This is a genomic window from Methylobacterium gossipiicola (assembly GCF_900113485.1).
GTDB lineage: Bacteria > Pseudomonadota > Alphaproteobacteria > Rhizobiales > Beijerinckiaceae > Methylobacterium > Methylobacterium gossipiicola.
Genome location: NZ_FOPM01000004.1, coordinates 39217 through 59143, shown reverse-complemented (window position 1 = coordinate 59143; position 19927 = coordinate 39217). Strand labels below are relative to the sequence as shown.

Below are 19927 nucleotides of genomic sequence, written 5' to 3'. Positions count from 1 at the left end.
TAACCGCCTCGCGAGGCGCGTGGCCATAGGGTGAACCGAACCGGTCGAATCAAGTTGTCGATGCGGGTGCCAATGCCCCAACGCGCAACCGGACGCAACAGACGTGATCCGGAGATCAACGGCTTCCTGAGGCTATGTTGAATCGAAGCCTCAAGGAGGCTGCCGGAGGGCTGTGTTCAGGCGGCTTGCAGGTTGCCGGCCGATTGTTTGCCCGTGCGACGGTCGCTCTCGATTTCGTACGAGACCTTCTGGCCCTCGACCAAGTTGCGCAGACCCGCCCGCTCCACGGCGGAGATGTGCACGAACACGTCCTTGCTGCCGTCATCCGGCTGAATGAATCCGTAACCCTTGGTTTCGTTGAACCATTTCACGGTGCCCGTGCTCATGGTGGATCCTTTCGTGGGTGCTGACGTCGGTCCGCCGGCCCGGCGATTCGCGCCGACGCCGGCCGATACTGCTCGAAGTCGCGTCCCCTCGGAGGCCCTGGCGGACGAGGAGACGCGCAACCGAACCGACGCGGCCGTGACGGGAATCGCGGCGGCAAACCGAAAACTCTCAGACAAGGCCCCGGCGGCCGCCGGGTTCCCGTGCCGCCGCTCGTTTCGGCGTCGGTTCTTCGGGCTTTGCCCAGTGGATATCGCGCAGAAGTGGTGCATCGCGTCGGCCCGGGAGGGGGCGCGGCGTCCCGATGGTTGCCGCTCCGTGGCCCGGCGGCTACGCTGCGCCGGAATAGATGGCCTCGGGCGATCCTTCCGGAACCCCGGCGGATGCGGGGCGTCTTCGACGGTCCGACCGGACGAGGACGGTAGGGCGTTGCGACAGCGAACCGGCATCGAAGCGGGGGCGGGATGACGGCGAACGGATGGAGCCCGATGGGGCCGAGGCAGGCGCGACGGTGCGGCCGTCTCGATGTGGCGCGACGGACGACGCATTCGTGAGGTTCGGTGTCTCCGCAAAGCGTGTGGCACGGGTGCTCGCGCCCGCCGCCCTGTCCCTGAGTGTCGGCTTCGTCGGTGGTTCCCTCGTGGCTGGTCCCGCCAGGGCCTTCGATCTCTTCGGCCTGTTCGGTTCGGAGGAGGCGCCTCCGACTCCGAGTGCCGGTGCCCTGCCCTACACGGTGAAGTTCCAGGGCATCGACGACGACGACGTCCTGCGCGCGCTTCAAGACACCTCGACCCTGTATCGCCTGCGCCAGGATGCGCCGCCGGACGGCGAGGGTCTGGTCCGCCGTGCCGAGGCCGATCAGCGCCGCCTCGCCGATGTGCTGTCGGGCTACGGCTACTATCAGGGCATCGTGCGGATTCGCGTCGACGGCGTGACCCTCGGTGGCGAATCCAGCGTGGTCGCCGCTGCGGGCGCGGCGGAGGCGTCGCGCGCCCGCGCCCTCGTGCCGGTGCGGATCACCGTCGAGCCTGGCCCCCTCTATACCCTGCGCATGGTCACGGCCCGCGATGCGGCCGGGCGTCCGTTCTCCGAGGAGGTGCTGCCCCCGCGCTTCACCCGCGTGGACGATGACGTACCGGCACGCTCGGCCACGGTGCTGGCGCGGGAGGCCAGGATCGTCGATCGCTTCCGGGCGCTGGGCCATCCCTTCGCCAAGGCGGTGGCGCGCGACCCCGTGGTGGACGACACCGCCCACACCATGACGGTGGGCTACACCATCGAGCCCGGACCCATCGCGGGCCTCGGCGAGGTGACGGTGCGGGGCACCGAGGGCCTCGACCCGGCGGTGGTGCGCTCGTTCATCTACACCGAGCCAGGCGACCCGTATTCGCCCCAGGCCATCGCCGACATCCGCCGCTCCGTGGCCAAGGTCGAGGCCCTCGGGTCCATCCGCGTTCGCGAGGGCGAAGCCCTCGATCCTGTCGGCAACCTGCCGATCTTCGTCGACGTCACCGAGCGCGACCGCAACCTCATCGGCGTCGCCGCCCGCTACTCCACCGTCGACGGCCCGGGCATCCGGGCCTACTACGCCAACCGCAACCTGTTCGGCGGCGGCGAGACCCTGCGGCTCGACGCGGACATCTACTACCTCGGCAACGATCTCTACGCGACGCAGCGCAAGCTTGCTGGCATCGATTCCAGCGGGCTCGGCGGCCGCCTCTCGGCCACCTTCGTGAAGCCCGCCCTTTGGGGCACCCGCAACGACCTCGTGGCCAACCTGTTCGCCGGGCGCGAGGCCCAGCAATCCTATGTCAGCGACGTGGCCGGCGGCACCATCGGTCTGCGCCACCGCTTCTCCGACACCTTCTTCGCCCAGATCGGCGTCGACGGGCAGGCCGGTCGCTCGCAGGACGCCCTTGGCAAGATCGATTATCGGCTCATCGGTCTGCCCGTTTCGGTGTCTTACGATTCCACCGACAACCTCCTCGACCCGACCAAGGGCTTCCGCGTCATCGCCTCGGCGACGCCCTATGCGGGCTTCCTCGGCTCGGATCCGTCGATCTTCGTCGCCAAGGCGCAGGGCTCGACCTACTACGCCCTCGACGACGAGGCCCGCTATATCCTCGCCGGCCGCCTCGGTTTCGGCTCGATCTCGGGGGCGAATCTCGACGAGATTCCCGCCAATATCCGGTTCTTCGCCGGCGGCGGCGGTTCCGTGCGCGGGTTCCCCTACCGGACGCTCGGTCCGCGCGGACCGTTCAACCTGCCCGTCGGCGGGCGCAGCCTGCTGGAAGCCTCGTTCGAGGCGCGCATCAAGGTCACGGACACCATCGGGGTTGTGCCGTTCTTCGACGCCGGCACCGCCTTCGCATCGAGCCTGCCCGACTTCAAGGAACGCATCCGCTACGCGGCGGGTCTGGGTCTGCGCTACTATACCGGCATCGGCCCGATCCGTGTCGACGTCGCCTTCCCGTTGGACCGTATCAAGGGCAACCGCGAGCGCCCCGTGGCCCTCTACATCAGCCTGGGGCAGTCGTTCTGATGGAGTTTTTCGCGAAGTTCGGACGCGCACTGACCTCTTCCCACGCTCCGGGACGGGGAAAAGCCCGCGCCGCCGTTGCCCTGGCGGTCGCCCTCGCCCTCGTGGGTCCCGCGATCCCCACCCACGCCGACGAAGCCGAAAAGTCCGTGCTCGGCGGCCTGCTGTCGAAGGCCCTGTCCACGCCCGGCTCGCAGGTCGCCATTGGGGCCGTGGACGGCGCCTTGTCGTCCGACGCAACGATCCGCGACGTGGCGATCAGCGATGCCAACGGCGTCTGGCTGAAGCTCGACAAGGCACGTCTCGTCTGGCGCCGCCTCGCCCTGTTCTCGGGCCGCCTGGAGATCGACAGTCTGGATATCGGGCGCCTCGAAGTCCTGCGCCGTCCCCTGCCCGCCCCCGTCTCCGCCAAGGCGGAGCCGGACGGCTCCCTGCTGCCCGACCTGCCGGTGAAGGTCGAGGTGAAGGCGTTCAAGCTCGCCGAACTCGTCCTCGGCGAGCTCCTGGCCGGGCAGCCCGCGCGCTTGACGGCGGACGGCAAGGCGAAGCTCGGGGCGCCGTCCGAGGGGCTTGACCTCGACCTTAAGGTCCGACGCCTCGACGCGGCCGGTGATTTCGCCGCCCGGCTCCTGTTCGTCCCGAAGGGCGAGACCCTGGACCTCAAAACCACCCTGGTGGAGCCCGCGGGCGGCCTACTGTCGAAGGCCGCGAATCTTCCCGGAACGCCGGCCATCAACCTCGACCTCGACGGGCGCGGCACCCTCGATGCCTGGAATGCCCGCCTCGATTTCGATGCCGGCCCCGAACTCGGCGCCAAGGGCTCGGCCCGCATCTCGCGCATCGGCACCGACCGTCGCCTCGCCCTCGACCTCGCGTCGCGCATCGAGGCGCTGTTGCCCGGCCCGGCGGCGGCGGTGTTCGCCGGCACGACGAAGCTCGAAGGTGGCCTGCGCTTTTCCGACACGGGCGCCTTCGGCATCGACCGCCTCGACCTCACCTCGCGCACGGCGCGCCTGGAGGCGCGCGGGACCCTGACGGCCGACCGGATCGCCGATTTCACCATCGCGGCCCGCGCCGTTCCGACGGAGGGGGGCACCACCAAGGCGCAGGATTCCGAACTCGACAGCCTCGTGTTCGACGGCAGCCTCAAGGGACCCATCGCCCACCCGGCCGTGAACGGCGTGCTGAAGGCCGCCGGGTTGCGCTCCGCGGGGAACAGCTTCGACCGGGTGGAAGCGACCCTCGCCATGCTTCCCACCGGCCCCGACCGCCAAGCGGCCCGCTTCTCCCTCGATGCCGACGCCAAGGTCGAGGGCATCGCCCTCGCCGATCCGGCCCTGCGCCGCGCCATCGGATCGCGGGCCGCCCTCACCCTCCGGGGGACGGTGCAGCCCACGGGAATCCTCGACATCGCCCGGTTCGAGATCGACGGGCCGACGGCGCGGGCGACCTATGCGGGCAGTGTCGGCCAGAATACCCTGACGGGAACCGTCGCGGCGGCGCTCTCCGATCTTGCCGCCTTCTCGGACGTCGCCGGCCGGCCCCTGGCCGGCAGCCTCCGCGCGCAGGCGAAGCTCGGCGGCGATCCGGCCCGTAAGGCCGTTACCGCCGATGTCGAGGCCAAGGCCGAGAACCTCGCCCTGTCGGTGCCGGCCCTCGACGGGCTGCTCGGCCGCAGCCCGCATTTCACCGGGCGCCTCGTCCAGGTCTATGATGGCTACAGTTTCGAGGGCGCCCGGCTGGAGGGGGCCGAGATGGTCGCCCGCCTCGACGGGCAGGCGACGGCCCGCCTCGCTGACGCCAAGCTGCTGGTTGATCTGAAGAATCTGTCCGTGGTGGACGCGGCCCTGTCGGGCCGCGCCCTCCTCGACGGGCGCCTGACTGGGACCCTGGAGAAGCCCGACCTCACCGCCACGGTGACGGCCGACAACCTGCGGGCGCAGGGGCGCCCCATCCGCGACCTCCGTCTGGAAACGGCCCTTCGCGATCTCGCCGGCGCCCTCGACGGTACGGTGCGCCTCACCGGCGACGTCGCCGGCAAGACCCTGCGCGCCGATGCTCACCTCGCCCGGCAGGCGCGGGACTGGGTCCTCGACCGCCTCGCCTTCGCCCTCGGCTCCGCGACCATCGCGGGCAATGCCCGGACGGATGTCGCCTCGTTCCTTACGGAGGGGAACCTCGCCGTCTCGGCGGCGAATCTCGACGACCTCACACCCCTGGCCCTGACGCCGCTCGGCGGCAATCTCGATGCCGCCGTGACCCTTTCGCGGGCGGGCGGGCGCCAGGATGCCGTGGTTCGCGCCAAGGGCGCGTCCCTGCGGGCGGGCAGTATCGGCCTCGCCCGCCTCGACGCCGATCTCACCGGACGCGACCTCCTGGCCCATCCGGTGATCGACGGGCGCGTCAACGCCGACCGCCTCGTGGCGTCCGGCGAAACCCTCGATACTGTCCGCCTCGTCGCCGTCGGCACGCCGAGCGCCAGCGACATCACCTTGACCGCCAAGGCCCGGGGTTTCGACCTCGACGGTGCCGCCCGCCTCGTCCCGGCCGAGCGGACCCGGATCGAACTCGCCCGCTTCTCCGCCGCGCGAGGCGGCGACCGCCTCGCGCTCGCCGGCCCCGCCACCATCACCCTGGCGGAGGGCGGCGCCGTCATCGACAACCTCGTGGTTGCCGCCGGGTCCGGGAGGGTCAGCCTGTCGGGCCGCGCCGGGGATCGCCTCGACCTGAAACTCGGACTCAAGGCCGTGCCCCTGGCCTTGGCCCGCATCGCCTCGCCCGGTCTCGCCCTCTCGGGCACCCTCGATGGGGAGGCCGATCTGCGTGGAACCTCGGCGCGGCCGGAGGGGCATTACGCCCTCACCCTTGCCCGCCTGGTCACGCCGGAGACCCGCAAAGCCGGTCTGCCGCCCATCGACGCCAAGGCGAGCGGCACCCTGTCGGACGGTCGTGCTGGGATCGACGGCCGAGTCTCGGCCGGGCGCGGCGCCGAGATGACCGTTTCGGGATCGGTGCCGGTGGCGGCCGGAGGTAACATCGCCCTCAAGTTGCGCGGCACCCTCGAAGCGGCGTTGGCGAATTCCCTGCTCAGTGTCGGCGGCCAGCGCGTCACCGGGCGCATCGCCCTCGACGCCGGAGTCTCCGGCACCCTCGCGGCCCCCCGCGCCGAGGGCGCCGCCACCCTCACGGGCGGGTCGTTCACCGATCCGCTCCAGGGCATCCGCCTGACGAACATCGAGGGCCGCGTCACCGGGCGCGGCGACACCCTGGTGGTCGAGCGCTTGACGGCGGCGACCCGCAACGGCGGCACCGTTCGGGCCGATGGACGCGTCGCCCTGCAGCCGGCTTCCGGGTTTCCCGGAAGCCTGAAGCTCACGGCCGAGCGGGCCGAACTGGTGTCGAGCCCCCTCATGACGGCGGTGGCGAGCCTCAACCTCGCCTTGAGCGGCCCCCTCGCCCGCACCCCGAAGGTCACGGGCCGCGTCGATCTCATCTCCGTCGACGTTTCGGTGCCGGATCGCCTGCCCGCCAGCGTGAAGCCCCTGGAGGGCGTGCGCCACGTCAATACCCCGCCGGAACTGCACGTCCGCCTCGCCGCCCGCGCGAACCGCAAGGCCGCCGTCGCGGCGGTCGGACGTCGGCGGGGGAAAGGCTCGGGCAAGGCCGCCGCCCCCTTCGACGCCATTTTGGATGTCGCCGTGAACGCCCCGAACCGCATCTTCGTGCGGGGACGCGGCATCGATGCCGAGCTCGGGGGCGCCTTGCGCCTCACCGGCTCGTCGCGGGATCCCGTGGCGACGGGAGATTTCGAGTTGCGCCGTGGCCGCCTCAGCGTCGTCGGGCAGCGCCTCGACTTCACCCGGGGCCGTCTCACCTTCGGCGGCGAGATCACCCAGCCCGACTTCGATTTCCTCGCCGAGACCAAGGCCGCCGAGATCACGGCCCGCATCGCCGTCACCGGCCCGGCGGGCCAGCCGGCCTTCACCATCACATCGGACCCGTCCCTGCCGCAGGACGAGGTCCTGTCACGTCTCCTCTTCAAGAAGGCGTCCGGCGGTTTGTCGCCGTTCCAGGCGCTGCAACTCGCCCAGGCGGTGGCTCAGTTCTCCGGGGGCGGCGGCGGTGTCGATGTGTTCGAGGAGGCCCGCAAGGGCCTCGGCCTCGACAGCCTCGACATTTCCACGGGGGCCAGCGGCGGACCGGCGGTCGGCGCCTCGCGCTACCTCAGCGACAAGCTCAGCGTCGGAGTGAAGGCCGGCGCGAAGCCCGCCGATACGGCGGCGACCATCGATTACGACGTCACCCGCCGAATCAAGATCCAGGGCGAGGCCGGCAGCGACGGCCGCACCGCCGTCGGCGTCGGCGCCGAGTGGGAATACTGATCCGGCCTCCGCCTGATTGACGCGGCCACTGGATCAGCAAGCGCCGGATCGTCGGTCCCCGAGCGGCGTCGGGGACCGATCGGATGTCACGCGATCAGCGCAGGAGCCAGAGGGACTGCCCGACGCCGCTCAAGGGGGCATGGAAGCGTGTCACCAGCACGATGGCCCAGAGCAACCCGAGGAGACTCGTCAGTCCGACCAGGATGAGTTCGGCACGTTCGTTGAGGCCACGCTGGGCATCGGTTGCGACCAGGGACTTTGCATCGTGTCTGTTCCGCGCCATTCGGTCTCCCATGGGTTGAAGGAAGCCGCCCGACGGCGGCTGACCTGACGCATCGCAAGGCTCGCGCCAGACCCCATCAGAACCCGCTGCCACCGGAGACAGCCCGTGTCCGCCCGATCCCTCCTGTTCTTCCCCGATCCGCGCCTGCGCCTGCCGGCCGCGCCCGTCGAGGGCTTCGACGCGGCCCTGCGACAGGAGGCCGATGCGTTGTTCGAGGCCCTGAAGGCGGTCTCGGCCCTCGGGCTCACCCTGCCGCATCTCGGCAGTCTGAAGCGGGTCATGGTGGTTCGCCTCGAGCCCGACGAGCCCGCCACCATCTACGTGAATCCCGAAATCGTCTGGGCATCGGCCGAGCGGGCGCCGCAGATGGAGGGCAGCGTCTCGATGCCGGGCGTCACCGATCGGGTCGAGCGCGCCACCCAGGTGCGCCTGCGCTTCCAAGACCTCGACGGCGTCGTGCGGGAGGAGAGCGCGGCGGGGTTCCGTGCCGCGTGCCTTCAGCACGAGGTCGATCAACTCGACGGCATCTTCTGGATCGACCGGCTGTCCCGCCTGCGGCGGGAACGGGCGGTGAGGCGCTACGACAAGCTGAAGCGCGGCGGCTGAGGCACAGGTTCCGCAGCGATTCCGCCCGTGATACGAAAGCGGAATGCGGTTCGTTCTTCCGATGGTCCTGGCCACTCTCCTCGGGGGCGCCGCCCTGCCGGCCCACGCGGCGCCCGCTACGCCAGCCGTGATCGGCTGCCCGTCCCTAGCGAACCTTCGCATCCTCCTGCGGGAGAGCAAGGCCGATCCGGCGAAGGCGGCGGCCCGCTTGTCCGACAGCAAAGCGGAGCACCTCGGCTGCGCCGTGCTCGGCAAGGATGCGGTGACGGCCCTGGTGGATCATGCCGCCCTCAACGGCAGCGCCTATGACTGCGTCGCCGTGCGTTCCACCAGCGTGTGCCAATGGACCGTGGCGGGGGCGGTGACGCCGCGTGCGCCGCGCCGGGGGCAGGCGGAGGCGGCCAAGGGCACTAAGGACAAATCCGCCTCAGACAAGGTTTCCCGATGAACCGTACCGCCCGCCTCGTCGCCAGCGTCGGCCTGCTCCTCGGCGGAGGTGGCACGGCCGTCGCGGAACCGGGCGGGCAAGCCGTGGTGGTGTGCGAGACCCTGGTCGGTCTTCGCCTGCTCATGGGCGACGGTGCGTCCGATTACGCCAGCGCGGCGGCGCGGTTGCCCCGGCATCCGGCCTGTCGGCTGGTGCCGCGCGACCGTGTCGGGTTGGCCGAACATCGGGCGATGGTGGGCGGTGCCCCGTTCGAATGCCTCACCATACGGGACGAGGGACACTGCGCCTGGGTCCTGCCCTGACGACGAAGCCACGCGCCCAGGAAGGGCGGCACGCGGCTTCTTCTCCTCGTCGAAACGCATCAATGTTCGCCGAACCGAAATTTGATTCGGCGAAAAGACGCGCGGCCGGCGATCAGGCGTTCAGGGGAGCGCCGATACGGGCGCGCAGCTGGTGGCGCAGGTTCTGGTTGGCGGTGGTGTCGGCGTCGAGGGCAGACATCAGGCGCAACAGGCGACTGATGGGCGTGGAGCGGTCCCGAACGGCCGCGTCGATTTGATCCTGAAGCGTCGCCTGCTCACAGGGAAACGTGTTGGTATCGCTCGAAAGGGCCGACTGAAGCATGGGTTTGCGAATCCGTCGCTGTGATCAGGCTTATCCCGCGCGGCTCGCTACGCCATGTTCCCGGGAGGCGCCACCCCCTTTTTGCCGCCTATCCATAGCCGGCGTGGGATTTCGCCCATCCGAGGACGGGGCTGCATCAATTCGGTGGATATCCCGGGCCGGGGCCGATGCCGCCGGACGCGGTCCAAATTCGATCCGTGGGTTCTCGCCTGATCGCCGTCGAAATTCCTGATCCTCACGCTCTTGAAATCGGGTCGGAAGGCGGTGGTTCGCATTCTTCGCGGCGATCCAACGCCGATCTCCGGCGAAGGTTCCGGGGGCCACCCGGAAACGGCGAAACCCGCCATCCGGGGGGATGACGGGCTTCGGGGAGGCGCGGGTGTGGGTTGCCGTCAGTGCATGACGATACCGGCCTCGATCCCCATGGCCGTCGGACGGGATGCGGCCGGCTTGGCGGCGGAGCGCTTCGGAGTAGCGGCCTTGGTCTCGGTCGTCGCAATCTTTGCGGTCGCGGTCTTGGATGATTTGGCTGTCGTAGTCTTGGCCGTCGCGGTCTTGCCCGCCGCGACCTTCGCGGCGGGGGCCTCGGTCGTCGTCGCCCGGGTCGACTTCGCGGCAGACCGGGGCGCCTTGGCGGCCGGAGCCTTCGGCGACGCGGCTGCATCCTTGGCGGCATCCACCGTGGCGGCCACGGCCTTGGCGGCACTGCGCCCGGTCTTCGTCTTCAGGGCGCGGGAGGGGCTCGGAGCCAGGGCGGTCTCCGCCACGGGCTGGAGGTCGAGCCGCTGGCCGGCTCGCAGCTCGGTCTCGGCACGGAGCCAGTGTTCGGTGGCGTGGCCGAACACACGGCCCTCGCCTTCCCAGATGTAGTAGGCACGTTCACGCACCTGTTGCTCGAATGGATGCATCGCGGTCTCCTCGAAAGATCGAGGTCGACGATGGAAGCGCATGGTTAAGGGATGGTTAATCCTCCCCGGCGCGGCGAACCCCGCCCGTCCGACCGTGCGCCCACCATCACATTCGGTGCGAAGCGCCGGCTACCCCTTGGCCAGCCGACGCGCGTTGGCCCTCACCTTGCGGCGATAGCCGGCCACGACCTTGGCGGTGGAGCCGCCCATCGCCATGAGCAGGGCGGCCTCGTGCGCGGCGGCGATCTTCTCGCTCACCATCCGGTGCGCCTCGGTCTCGGCGGCCTGCCCGCCCGCGGCGAGCTTGGCCAGTCGTAGGCCGATGACCTGCTGGGATTCCATCGCCAGCAGGGTCGCGTCGACGCCGAGCTTCCACCACGAACCGAACATGCCGTCTCTCCGCGTGCCGCCGGATCAGTCGAACGACCGGCCCTTGGCGGCGGAGCCGCCGAGGCTGATCTTCTTGGGCGGTCCGCCCGCGAGGCTGATCTTGCGGGCGGGCGCCGCCGCTTCCGTCTGCACGGGGGCGCGGGCGGGCTTCATCCGCGACTGACCGTAGACCACCGACCCGATCTCGCCCGCCACGCGCACGAGGTCCTCGCGCTCGCAGGCCCGGGCCACCGTGAGGCCGAGCTGGTGCATGTGGCTCTTGCCGTAGAGATAGACCGCGAGCTTCGAGCGGGTCGGCTCGGCGATGGTCGCCAGAAGCTCCGGCAGGTCTTCCGCCTCCGCACGGTAGACCTCGCCGAGGAGATCGAGGGAGACCGGGCAGGCCGGATCGGCGACGGGACCGCTGGTCGGGTGGGACTGCGTCATGGAGTACCTGTCTGTGCGATGGGCGAGGGTGGGATGGGCGACGGTGGGGCGGGCGGGGCCGCCCCACCGGGACTGTCGGCCTGTCGGTCCGCGACGGGGCGGACCGGGGAAAGGCAGCCGGTGCAGACCGACGCGATGGCGATGCGGGAGCGGCGCTCGGCCCGCGCCCAGACCGCTTCGCTGCGCGCCCTGGCCTCACGGGCCTCGTCGTCCGACCTCGGTCCCGATCCGGCGCCGAGGTCGGTCGGCGTTTCGCCGAACGGCCGGATTCGCAGCAGCAGCGGCGACTGCGCCAACGATTCTTGCGCTTCGGAGGGCGGAACCGCGACCGTCGGGCCGCAGGCGAACGCCACGAGGCAGGCGAGGATCGAACGGCGCATCGGCTCCCCGGTCGGCTGCGTTGCGGCGCGACGATCGCCGCCACAGGGTTAACAACACCTTGAGGACGCGAGCGAAACGTCCGATTTCGAACGGGGTCGAGCGGAGAGCGCCACGCCGCAGCGGCTTTCCGCCCAATCGACCGCGCTGCAGCATGTACCTAACCCCGGATCATGGACACCACAATCTGGCTCTGGATGGCCGCGGCCGTCACCTATTCCGGCTACATGGTCTTCACGATGCGCTCGTGAGGATGGGACCCCGCAGGTTCGGCGGAGCCGCCCCGGTTCACTGTGGCGCGTCGAGTTCCGCGACGCCACTGTTGCGATCGGCATAGGCCGCCTGGAAGGCCGGCCGCTGCTGCCAGCGCCGCCAGAACGCGTCGAGGTGTTCGAACCGCTCGTCCAGGGGGGTCGCGTTCACGGGGAACTTCGAGAAGGCGATCGCCGTCGCCAGGGTGATGTCCGAGAAGGTCGGCGCCGCGCCGCCAAGCATCCAGTCGCGGCCATCCGCGAGATGCCGGTTCACGAGCCCGGCATGGGACAGCGCCTCCTTCCGGCAATGTTCGCCCCAGGCCGGGTTGTGCGTCAGTTCGAGCTTCGGCCCGAGCCCTTGGTGCAGGACGTGGAACATGGTGGTGATGCGGTAGAGGATGTGGACCCAGATACGGTTGTCCCACATGGCGTCGAGGCCCTGCTCCATGGGCGTTTCGCCCATGATGCGCCGGCCGGGCAGCGCCTGATCGAGATACCGTACGATGGCGGAGGTCTCCGACAGGATCGTGCCGTCGGTGAGGCGCAGGGTCGGGGTCTCACCCCACGGATTCATCTTGAGGTGGCGCCATTGCCGCTGCTCGCCGCCGGGAGCCATGTCGTAGATGTGTTCCTCGAACCCGTCGGCGATGCCCTTCTCGTGCAGGAACAGCCGCACCCGCTGGGGGTTCGGGAAGGCGGAGGGCGAGGTGAAGAGGCGGGGCTTGGCCGTCATCGCTGGGTCCGGAATGGGGGCTGGCTTTCGAGCCTGATCGGTCGAGGCGGCGCCGGAGCCGCTCGCGGGGCCGCTTACAACGCCCGTGCGCCTGTTGGGCTCCGGGCGAAGCGGTGCGGCATCGGGCGATTGTCAGGTGCGGTCGCCCTTGTCGATGGCGGCGCAGATGGTGACGGGGGCACCATTCATGCTCGACAACGAGCAGGTGACGAGGGCCTTGCCGAGGTCGATCTGGCTGTGGCGCTTGGTTTCGGCGTTCCTCCGCGCCGTGCGACCGGCCTCCGCGATGGTCTCGGCGGGTAGGCCGTTGACGGCCTGCCCGGCCTTGCCGAACAGCGCGAAATAGCCCTCCGGCAGGGTCGATCCCTTGAACTGGGCGCCCGTGGCCGAAAGATCGCCGCAGGCCAGGGTCAGGCCGATACCGTCCTGGGCCGAGAACTCCGCGAAGTCGGCGGTGCGGCGGACAAGGGTCGCGCCCGTCGCCGCCGTCACTCGCGCGATGAGATCACCGCACGGATCCGCCCGCACGGGCGTCGCGAGGGCGAGGGACAGGCCGAGGATCGTCAACGGAATGCGCATGCGAATTCAGTTAGCGGGCGGCCGGTGGTTGTCGAGGGGACTCACGCCAGGGAGGCCCGGCGTCGGCGCAGGATCGTCCGGCGAAACACCCCCACAACCTCGACATGGCCCGAATACTTGAACTGGTCCACGGGGGTGACGCTCTCCAGCCGGTAACCGCCCGCCACCAGGGTCGCGGCATCGCGCGCGAAGGTGCCGGAATCGCAGGCGACGCCGATCACCAGGGGCACCTTGCTCTCGGCGAGGCGGGCCGCCTGCGCCTGCGCTCCGGCCCGGGGCGGATCGAACACCGCCGCGTCGTAGGCGTCCAGTTCGAGGGCGAGCAGCGGGCGCCGGAACAGATCGCGCCGCTCCGTGGTGACGCGGCGCAGGGACGGCGTGGCCCGCACGGCCCGGTCGAGGCTCGCCAGCGCCGCCGCCTCACCCTCCACGGCGTGGACGTCGCAACGTTTGGCGAGCGCCAAGCTGAACGGGCCGCTGCCGGCGAACAGATCGACCACCCGCTTCGTCTTCTTGTCGAGGGCGGCCAGCACCGCCGCCGTCAGGGCCGCCTCCCCGGCCTGCGTCGCCTGCAGGAAGCCGCCCGGTGGGGGCGCCAGGCGGATGCCGTCGCTCTCGATCACGGGCTGCCGGCGCTCCACCAGGGTCTCGCCGTGGAGCGACAGGCGCGCGAGGTCGAGGTCGCCGGCGAGGCGCACGAGGACGGCGCGCACGCCATCCGCGATGGGGCCGTGCCCCCTGATATCGACGTCGAGCCCGGCATCCGTGGCGGTGAAGGCAACGTCGAGGGGCTTGCGGCCGTGGCCGAGGGGCGCGCTGAGCGCCGTCGCCACGTTCGGCGCCCGATGCAGCATCGGCACCGTGATCGGGCAATGATCAATGGCGACGAGGTCGTGGCTGCGCGCTGCCATGAGCCCGGCGCGGGCCCCCTCCTCCCCGGCCCGGACATGCAGGGTCAGGCGGCGCCGTCCGGCGCCGTGGGCGTCCTGGAGCGGCTCGGGCTCGGCGTCGAGACCGGCCTGCGATAGGGCTTGGCCGACAAGGCCCCGCTTCCAGGCGGCGTAGGGCTCGGGCGCCCAGTGCTGGACGGCGCAGCCGCCGCAGGTTCCGAAATACCGGCAGAACGGGTCGATCCGCTCCGGCGAGGCGGCTTCGATGGCGAGCAACTGTCCGCGTCCGCCCTCCCGGCGGATGGCGACGCGCTCGCCCGGCAGGGTGAGGGCGACCGCTGTGCCGTCCGTGGCCATGCCGTCGCCACGGGCGCCGACCTTGGCGATGGTGACGGTGTCGGCGGGAGAATCGGTCATGGAACTGCTTTCCGGCGGGCCCCGAGGAGGAACTCGCGATTGCCGTCGCCACCGGTGACGGGGGACGGGATGAGGTCGAGAATCCTGAAGCCGGCCTGCGCGATGAAATCCCGGATCTCGGTGCAGACCGCCTCGTGAACCGCGGCGTCGCGCACGATGCCGCCGCGCCCGATCCGGTCGCGCCCGGCTTCGAATTGCGGTTTGACGAGGGCCGCCAGCGCCGCGCCCTCCCCCATCAGCGCCGCGACGGTCGGGATCACGAGGCGCAGGGAAATGAAGCTCACGTCGATGCTCACCAGCATCGGCGCCACCGGAATGGTCGCCGCATCGAGGTCGCGGGCATCGAGCCCTTCCAGGCTCGTCACGCGCGGATGGCCGCGCAGGGAGGCGTGCAACTGGTCGCGCCCGACATCGACGGCATAAACCCGGGCGGCGCCGCGCCCGAGGAGCGCATCGGTGAAGCCGCCCGTCGAGGCGCCGACATCGAGGCAGGTGAGTCCGGCCGGATCGAATCCGAAGGCGTCGAGGGCGGCGACGAGCTTGAGCCCGCCGCGCGACACGAAGGGATGGGGCGCCTGCGCCTCGATGGTCGCTTCTGGCCCCAGGAGGTCGGAGGCGCGGGCCACCACGCGGCCGTCGGCACGCACGAGGCCGGCCGCGATGGCGTCCTGCGCCCGCGCCCGGCTCTCGAAATGGCCGCGCTCGACCAGAAGGCGATCGGCCCTGATCCGGTCCCGCGTCATGCCCGTAACTCGAAATTCCTCGCCGTCCTGCAACGCGCCTCGCCGGCACGGCCCGCCCTCGCTACACCACAACGCGGCGTCCGCGAACGAAAAACACGGCAGTTTCGAGTCGCGTCGATAGGCTTGGCCGTGTCATGACTCGGAGGCTGGGATCGCCCCACTCGGGAACGGACGCCGGAGGACGGCTTTGAGGTCGCACCCAGCGGCCGTTCTCCCGAAGCCGGCCGCGACAACAGGACAGAGCATGACCACGCCGCGCGAGATCGAGTTGAAGCTGGATTGCGAGGTCGCCGACCTCCCCACCCTCGCGAATCATCCCTTGCTCCGGGCGGACGGGACACCCGACACGGCGGTTCTGACCTCGACCTATTTCGATACGGTCAAGGGCGATCTGCGCAAGGCCGGTCTGACCCTTCGGGTGCGCCGCGAGGGCGACCGTCGCATCCAGACCGTGAAGGCCGCCGGCGGCGGCGCCGGCCTGTTCGACCGGGCGGAATGGGAAACCGACATCGCCGGGGACCGGCCGGACCTTGAGCGCCTCGGCGATGCGCCCGTGGCCGCCCTCCTGGCAGACCTGCCCGATTCCGATCTCCGGCCCGTCATCACCACCGTGGTGGAGCGCACCACCCGCCTCGTGCTCCACGGCGAGTCCCTCATCTCGGCGACCCTCGACCAGGGGCGGATCGAGACGAAGCAGGGCGACGTGCCCCTGTGCGAGCTCGAACTCGAACTCGGAGAGGGCAAGCCCGGCGACCTGTTCGGCCTCGCTCAAGCACTCTCCGAGACCGTGCCCTTGCGCCTCGGCGCCCTGAGCAAGAGCGCGCGCGGCTGGAGCCTCCTCGACGGGACCCTGCGCAAGGCGAGCAAGTCCGGCGCCGTCCGCCTCGCGCCCGAGGCGACGGCGGGCGAGGCGTTCCGGGCCATCGCCGGCGCCTGCCTGCATCACCTGCGCCTGAACGAGGACGTGTTCCTGCATCGCCGCCATCCGGAGGGCCTGCACCAGATCCGCGTCGCCCTGCGGCGCCTGCGCTCGGCCATCACGTTGTTCAAGCCGATCCTGGCGGGCGACCCGGCGACGGCGAACCTGCGTGATGAGATCAAACGCGTCACCGAACCGTTCGGGCGGGCGCGCAACCTCGACGTCTTCCTGGAAACCACCCTGCCGGCCGAGATGGAGAAGCGACCCGACGAAGCGGGCCTGCGCGATCTGCGAACCCGGCTCGAGGCCGAGCGCGACCGGGCCCACGATGCCGTCATCGCCACCCTGGAATCGCCGGCTTGGCGCAGCCTCGTCCTCGACATCGCCGCCTGGATCGAGACGGGCGCGTGGCGGAGCGAAGGGAACGTCCCGGTCCGCGACGCCCCGGCCGAGGAGTTCGCCGCCGACATCCTCGACAAGGCCCGCCGCCGCATCCGCAAGCGCGGCCGCCACCTCGACCGGATCGACGCGGAGGCCCGGCACCGCGTGCGCATCGAGGGCAAGAAGCTGCGTTACGGCGCCGAGTTCTTCGCCAGCCTCTATGCCGAGGGCAAGCCGCACAAGCGCCACAAGGCGTTCGTCGCGGCCCTGTCGGACCTGCAGGATCACCTCGGCGCCCTCAACGACATGGCGACGGCGCACGAGGTGCTGTCCGGGCTCGCCCACGATGCGTCCGCCGTGCCGGCCCAAGCCCTGTTCGCCGCCGGCCTCACGGCCGCCGACACCGAGGCCGCGACCAAGGCCCTGCTGGCCAAGGCGGCGGAAGCCCATGGCGACCTCGTCGACCTCAAGCCGTTCTGGCGGTGAGGCCGGCCCTCAGCGTCCGACGCTGAGGGCGTAGAGGGTGATGGCGGCCGCGTTCGACACGTTGATGCTGCGGATTTCGCCCCTGAACGGGATCCGCGCCAGCACGTCGCAATTCTCTCGGGTGCGCTGGCGCAGGCCCTTGCCCTCGGCCCCCAGCACGATCACGGCCGGGCGCTTCGGCCCGATGGTATCGAGGTCGGTGTCGGCTTCCGAATCGAGGCCGATGCGGGTGAAACCGCGTTCGCCGAGGTCGATCAGCGCCTCCGAGAGGTTGCGCACGATGACGAGGGGGACGTGTTCCAGGCCGCCCGAAGCGGATTTCGCGAGCACGCCCGTGGCGCTCGGGGAGTGGCGCGCCGTGGTGACGATGCCCGCCACCCCGAAGGCCGCGGCCGTGCGAACGATGGCGCCGACATTGTGCGGATCGGTGATCTGATCGAGGGCGAGGAGAAGCGCGTCGTCGGGCAGGTCATCCAAGTCCGGGCCGGGCAGCGGATCGGCTTCGAGGTAGAGGCCCTGGTGCACGGCGTCCGGACCAAGCAGCGCGTTGATGGCGCTCGGCCGCACGAGTTCTGGATCGATGCGCAACTGGCCGATTTCCTCCGTCAAACGCAGCATGGCGTTCTCCGTGGCGAGCAGCCGGTGCAGGCGGCGGCCGTCGTTGGCCAGCGCCTGGGCGACGGGATGCCAGCCGTAGAGCACCACGCGGTCGCCCTCGGGGCCGTTCGGCCGGGGCCGGAAGCGGTCGCCCTGGGGGCCGGGCCGTCTCGTCTGCCGGCCCGGCGGGCCGTCGCGTCGCGTGGTCATGGGGTGCTGTCCGCCGTCTCTGGGGAGGTGCGGGAAACCCCCGCCCCGGTGCTCCGGGACAAACCGGCCACCGGCCCTTTCGTCAAGCCGCAAACTTCTCCCCAAAAGCCCGTTGCCCCCGCCGGCGATCCCGCCTATAGAGACCTCGCTCCGACCAGCGCCCTTCGTCTAGCGGTCCAGGACGTCGCCCTTTCACGGCGAAAACACGGGTTCGATTCCCGTAGGGCGCGCCATTACGGCAGCACAATCTGCATTGGCATCAAGGCCTGCGTGTAGAGGCTCCTGCTTCGAGAGCCTTCGAATCCTCTCATTTCTATCGTGCTGCGCGCTGACCCACCGACTGTTGCTTCAACGGGGTCGGACCATCGTCGCGGCGCGCGCTCAACTCGGCTGGGCCGAGCTTGCATCGGATCGGGCTGAGCGGTCGTCGGATGGTACCGTGGGGGGCGGCCCGGGACCCGGCGGCTTCGGCTTGTCGAGGCTCTGATCGCGCGGCGCCCCTGGATTCCCCGTAGAAGCCCGCCGGCCGACCCATCATCAACAGACTTGAACGCGTCGCGACCCATCGTCAGGCGCCGAGCCCCGGGGTGAGTCCTGGGTCGGGCGGGCGCGATCCATCGCAAGGCTCCGGGGACGGCGCGTCGCACCTCCGCGGACCTACACTCCCCGCATGGACGGCACAAACCGCCGGGGAGGCGGCAGAACCTGCCGGGTCGCGACGGATCGGGACCGGCCCCCTCAAAGCTAAGGTCTTGAGATTTCTCGATAACCCGCGCGGCACGGCGGTTGCTGATCTCTGCTCGACCTTAACCGGAGGCTCAGAGAGCAGACCATGGATATCTTCAACGCGTTGCAGACCGCCGTCTCGGGCCTCCAGGCCCAGTCCTATTCCCTCAACAACATCTCGGGCAACATCGCCAACTCCCAGACCACCGGGTTCAAGCGTGTCGACACGAACTTCGTCGACATGGTCGGCGAGCAGCCCGTGAACCAGCAGGTTTCCGGCACGGTCGGCGCCTTCTCGCGCCTCACCAACAATATCCAGGGCGGCCTGCTGGCCTCCGGCGTCTCCACCAACATGGCGCTGAGCGGTCAGGGCTTCTTCACGGTTCAGACCAAGACCGGCGACGCCGTTGGCCAGCCCACCCTCTCGCCCACGCCGCGCTACACCCGCCGCGGCGATTTCCAGCTCGATTCTCTCGGCTACCTCGTCAACGGCTCGGGCGGTTACCTCACGGGCCAGAACTACGATCCCCGCACCGGTCAGAGCACCGGCAGCGGCCCCATCAACATCTCCACCGCTTCCCTCCCGGCCAAGGCCACCTCGAGCGTCACCTATGCGGCCAACCTGCCTCAGGTGCCGAAGACCAAGAATTCCTCTGGGGGTGATTCGGACGGTTCCCTCCTGCTCAAGCTCCACGGCGCCGCCATCACCGACTACTCGAAGATCTCGGGTGCCGACCAGAAAGAGTTCGCCACGAAGACGCTCTCCGGTGGCGAGATAACGGCCTACAGCATCACCGGCGCCCCCACGACGGTTCAGCTGCGCTGGGCGAAGATCGCGAATCAGAACGGCACCACGCCCGACACGTGGAACCTGTATTACCTCAGCAATTCCAAGGTTCCGGACACGGACGATACCTCGACGGCGGGTGTTGACGAGTCGGCGGCGACGGCTTGGACCAATGTCGGCATCGATTTCAAATTCACGGACGGCATCCTGGCGCCGCCGCTCGATCCCCGGATCAACAACCTGACCATTGACGGCGTCAAGGTGAACGACAGTGTTGCGCTCAACATCTACAAGAATGCTTTGACCCAATATTCGGCAACGGACGGTGCCATCCGTACCGATACCGCTGTTCAGGACGGTTATGCTTCCGGGAGCTTGACCTCGCTTTCGGTTTCGACCGAGGGCAAGATCATCGGCACCTACTCAAACGGCAATTCCGCCATCGTCGCCCAGGCCGGCGTCGCCCAATTCAAGAACCCCAACGCTCTGAAGGCCGACACCACCGGCAACTTTTCCGCGACCCTGGCGTCCGGTGAGCCGACGACCGGCCTGAACGGCACCATCGTGGCCGGCGGACAGCTCGAGCAGTCGAACACCGACGTGGCCGGCGAGTTCTCGAAAATGATCGTCACGCAGCAGGCTTACTCGGCCAACACCCGCGTGATGTCGACGGCTCAGACCATGATGAGCGACCTGATTAACATCATTCGTTAAGGTTATCAGGCTAGAGTGATCGAATAACCGATCCCACACCAAACCCTCCGGAAGCATCGCCCCCGTGACCCCGTTCGATCGCCTTTCATCGGGCAGATCAGGACGGGGCCGCGCGGCGGCTCC

19 protein-coding genes and 1 tRNA gene are annotated in these 19927 nt (G+C 69.9%); 8 read left to right on the top strand and 12 right to left on the bottom strand.

Going from position 1 to position 19927, the window contains the following annotated elements:
* Window positions 1-176: 176 nt before the first annotated feature.
* Window positions 177-386, bottom strand: a complete 210-nt coding sequence (locus BM249_RS04630) for a cold-shock protein (RefSeq protein ID WP_091969453.1) — start codon at window positions 384-386, stop codon at window positions 177-179.
* A 608-nt stretch (window positions 387-994) separates the two neighbouring features.
* Between BM249_RS04630 and BM249_RS04625 the strand changes: the two genes are divergently transcribed.
* Window positions 995-2926 (top strand): autotransporter assembly complex protein TamA, encoded by a 1932-nt coding sequence (locus BM249_RS04625; protein ID WP_425284793.1) that lies wholly within the window; start codon window positions 995-997, stop codon window positions 2924-2926.
* The gene (locus BM249_RS04620) at window positions 2926-7305 is read left to right on the top strand and encodes a translocation/assembly module TamB domain-containing protein (protein WP_091969451.1); all 4380 of its coding nucleotides are present in this window, start codon (window positions 2926-2928) and stop codon (window positions 7303-7305) included. The genes BM249_RS04625 and BM249_RS04620 overlap by 1 nt, the downstream gene beginning before the upstream one ends.
* Window positions 7306-7399: 94 nt before the next feature.
* Here the strand turns inward: BM249_RS04620 and BM249_RS04615 are convergent, their stop codons facing one another.
* Entirely contained in the window at window positions 7400-7588 is a 189-nt protein-coding gene (locus BM249_RS04615; RefSeq protein WP_091969450.1) for a hypothetical protein, read from the bottom strand.
* A gap of 105 nt (window positions 7589-7693) precedes the next feature.
* Here BM249_RS04615 and BM249_RS04610 point away from each other — a divergent pair, with 105 nt between their 5' ends.
* From BM249_RS04610 to BM249_RS04600, 3 genes are read left to right on the top strand one after another with little or no spacing between them, the layout of a single operon-like run.
* Window positions 7694-8194 (top strand): peptide deformylase, encoded by a 501-nt coding sequence (locus BM249_RS04610; RefSeq protein WP_091969449.1) that lies wholly within the window; start codon window positions 7694-7696, stop codon window positions 8192-8194.
* Between the two features lie 43 nt (window positions 8195-8237).
* Complete coding sequence (locus BM249_RS04605) at window positions 8238-8642, top strand: hypothetical protein (protein WP_177232321.1); 405 nt, start codon at window positions 8238-8240, stop codon at window positions 8640-8642.
* Complete coding sequence (locus tag BM249_RS04600) at window positions 8639-8944, top strand: hypothetical protein (protein WP_091969448.1); 306 nt, start codon at window positions 8639-8641, stop codon at window positions 8942-8944. Before BM249_RS04605 ends, BM249_RS04600 begins: the two co-directional genes overlap by 4 nt.
* Window positions 8945-9056: 112 nt before the next feature.
* Here BM249_RS04600 and BM249_RS04595 read toward each other — a convergent pair whose 3' ends face one another.
* From BM249_RS04595 to BM249_RS04555, 9 genes are all read right to left on the bottom strand, one after another.
* Entirely contained in the window at window positions 9057-9266 is a 210-nt protein-coding gene (locus BM249_RS04595; RefSeq protein WP_091969446.1) for a hypothetical protein, read from the bottom strand.
* A gap of 392 nt (window positions 9267-9658) precedes the next feature.
* A complete protein-coding gene (locus tag BM249_RS04590; protein WP_091969444.1) occupies window positions 9659-10174 on the bottom strand; it encodes a DUF2934 domain-containing protein in 516 nt (171 codons plus the stop codon).
* Window positions 10175-10303: 129 nt separating this feature from the next.
* Window positions 10304-10564, bottom strand: coding sequence for a hypothetical protein (locus tag BM249_RS04585; protein WP_091969442.1), 261 nt, complete (start codon window positions 10562-10564; stop codon window positions 10304-10306).
* A gap of 24 nt (window positions 10565-10588) precedes the next feature.
* Complete coding sequence (locus BM249_RS04580; protein ID WP_091969440.1) at window positions 10589-10990, bottom strand: hypothetical protein; 402 nt, start codon at window positions 10988-10990, stop codon at window positions 10589-10591.
* Entirely contained in the window at window positions 10987-11370 is a 384-nt protein-coding gene (locus tag BM249_RS21130; protein ID WP_143103682.1) for a hypothetical protein, read from the bottom strand. The genes BM249_RS04580 and BM249_RS21130 overlap by 4 nt, the downstream gene beginning before the upstream one ends.
* Window positions 11371-11656: 286 nt before the next feature.
* Window positions 11657-12355: a glutathione S-transferase family protein gene (locus tag BM249_RS04570; RefSeq protein WP_091969436.1), complete on the bottom strand. Its 699-nt coding sequence runs from the start codon at window positions 12353-12355 to the stop codon at window positions 11657-11659.
* A gap of 132 nt (window positions 12356-12487) precedes the next feature.
* Complete coding sequence (locus BM249_RS04565) at window positions 12488-12934, bottom strand: hypothetical protein (RefSeq protein WP_091969434.1); 447 nt, start codon at window positions 12932-12934, stop codon at window positions 12488-12490.
* A gap of 41 nt (window positions 12935-12975) precedes the next feature.
* A complete protein-coding gene (locus BM249_RS04560; protein WP_091969432.1) occupies window positions 12976-14241 on the bottom strand; it encodes a class I SAM-dependent RNA methyltransferase in 1266 nt (421 codons plus the stop codon).
* Window positions 14238-14984, bottom strand: a complete 747-nt coding sequence (locus tag BM249_RS04555) for a TlyA family RNA methyltransferase (RefSeq protein ID WP_091969430.1) — start codon at window positions 14982-14984, stop codon at window positions 14238-14240. The genes BM249_RS04560 and BM249_RS04555 overlap by 4 nt, the downstream gene beginning before the upstream one ends.
* Before the next feature lie 244 nt (window positions 14985-15228).
* Between BM249_RS04555 and BM249_RS04550 the strand changes: the two genes are divergently transcribed.
* Entirely contained in the window at window positions 15229-16770 is a 1542-nt protein-coding gene (locus tag BM249_RS04550; protein WP_091969428.1) for a CYTH and CHAD domain-containing protein, read from the top strand.
* Window positions 16771-16779: 9 nt separating this feature from the next.
* Here BM249_RS04550 and rlmB read toward each other — a convergent pair whose 3' ends face one another.
* On the bottom strand, window positions 16780-17577 hold the full coding sequence (gene rlmB / locus BM249_RS04545; protein WP_177232320.1) for a 23S rRNA (guanosine(2251)-2'-O)-methyltransferase RlmB: 798 nt from the start codon (window positions 17575-17577) through the stop codon (window positions 16780-16782).
* Between the two features lie 157 nt (window positions 17578-17734).
* Between rlmB and BM249_RS04540 the strand changes: the two genes are divergently transcribed.
* Together BM249_RS04540 and BM249_RS04535 are read left to right on the top strand one after the other, a co-directional pair.
* Window positions 17735-17810, top strand: a tRNA-Glu gene (locus tag BM249_RS04540).
* Between the two features lie 599 nt (window positions 17811-18409).
* Window positions 18410-19804 carry a flagellar hook protein FlgE gene (locus tag BM249_RS04535; protein WP_091969426.1) on the top strand — a complete coding sequence of 465 codons (1395 nt, stop codon included), beginning with the start codon at window positions 18410-18412 and terminating at the stop codon, window positions 19802-19804.
* Window positions 19805-19927: the final 123 nt, after the last annotated feature.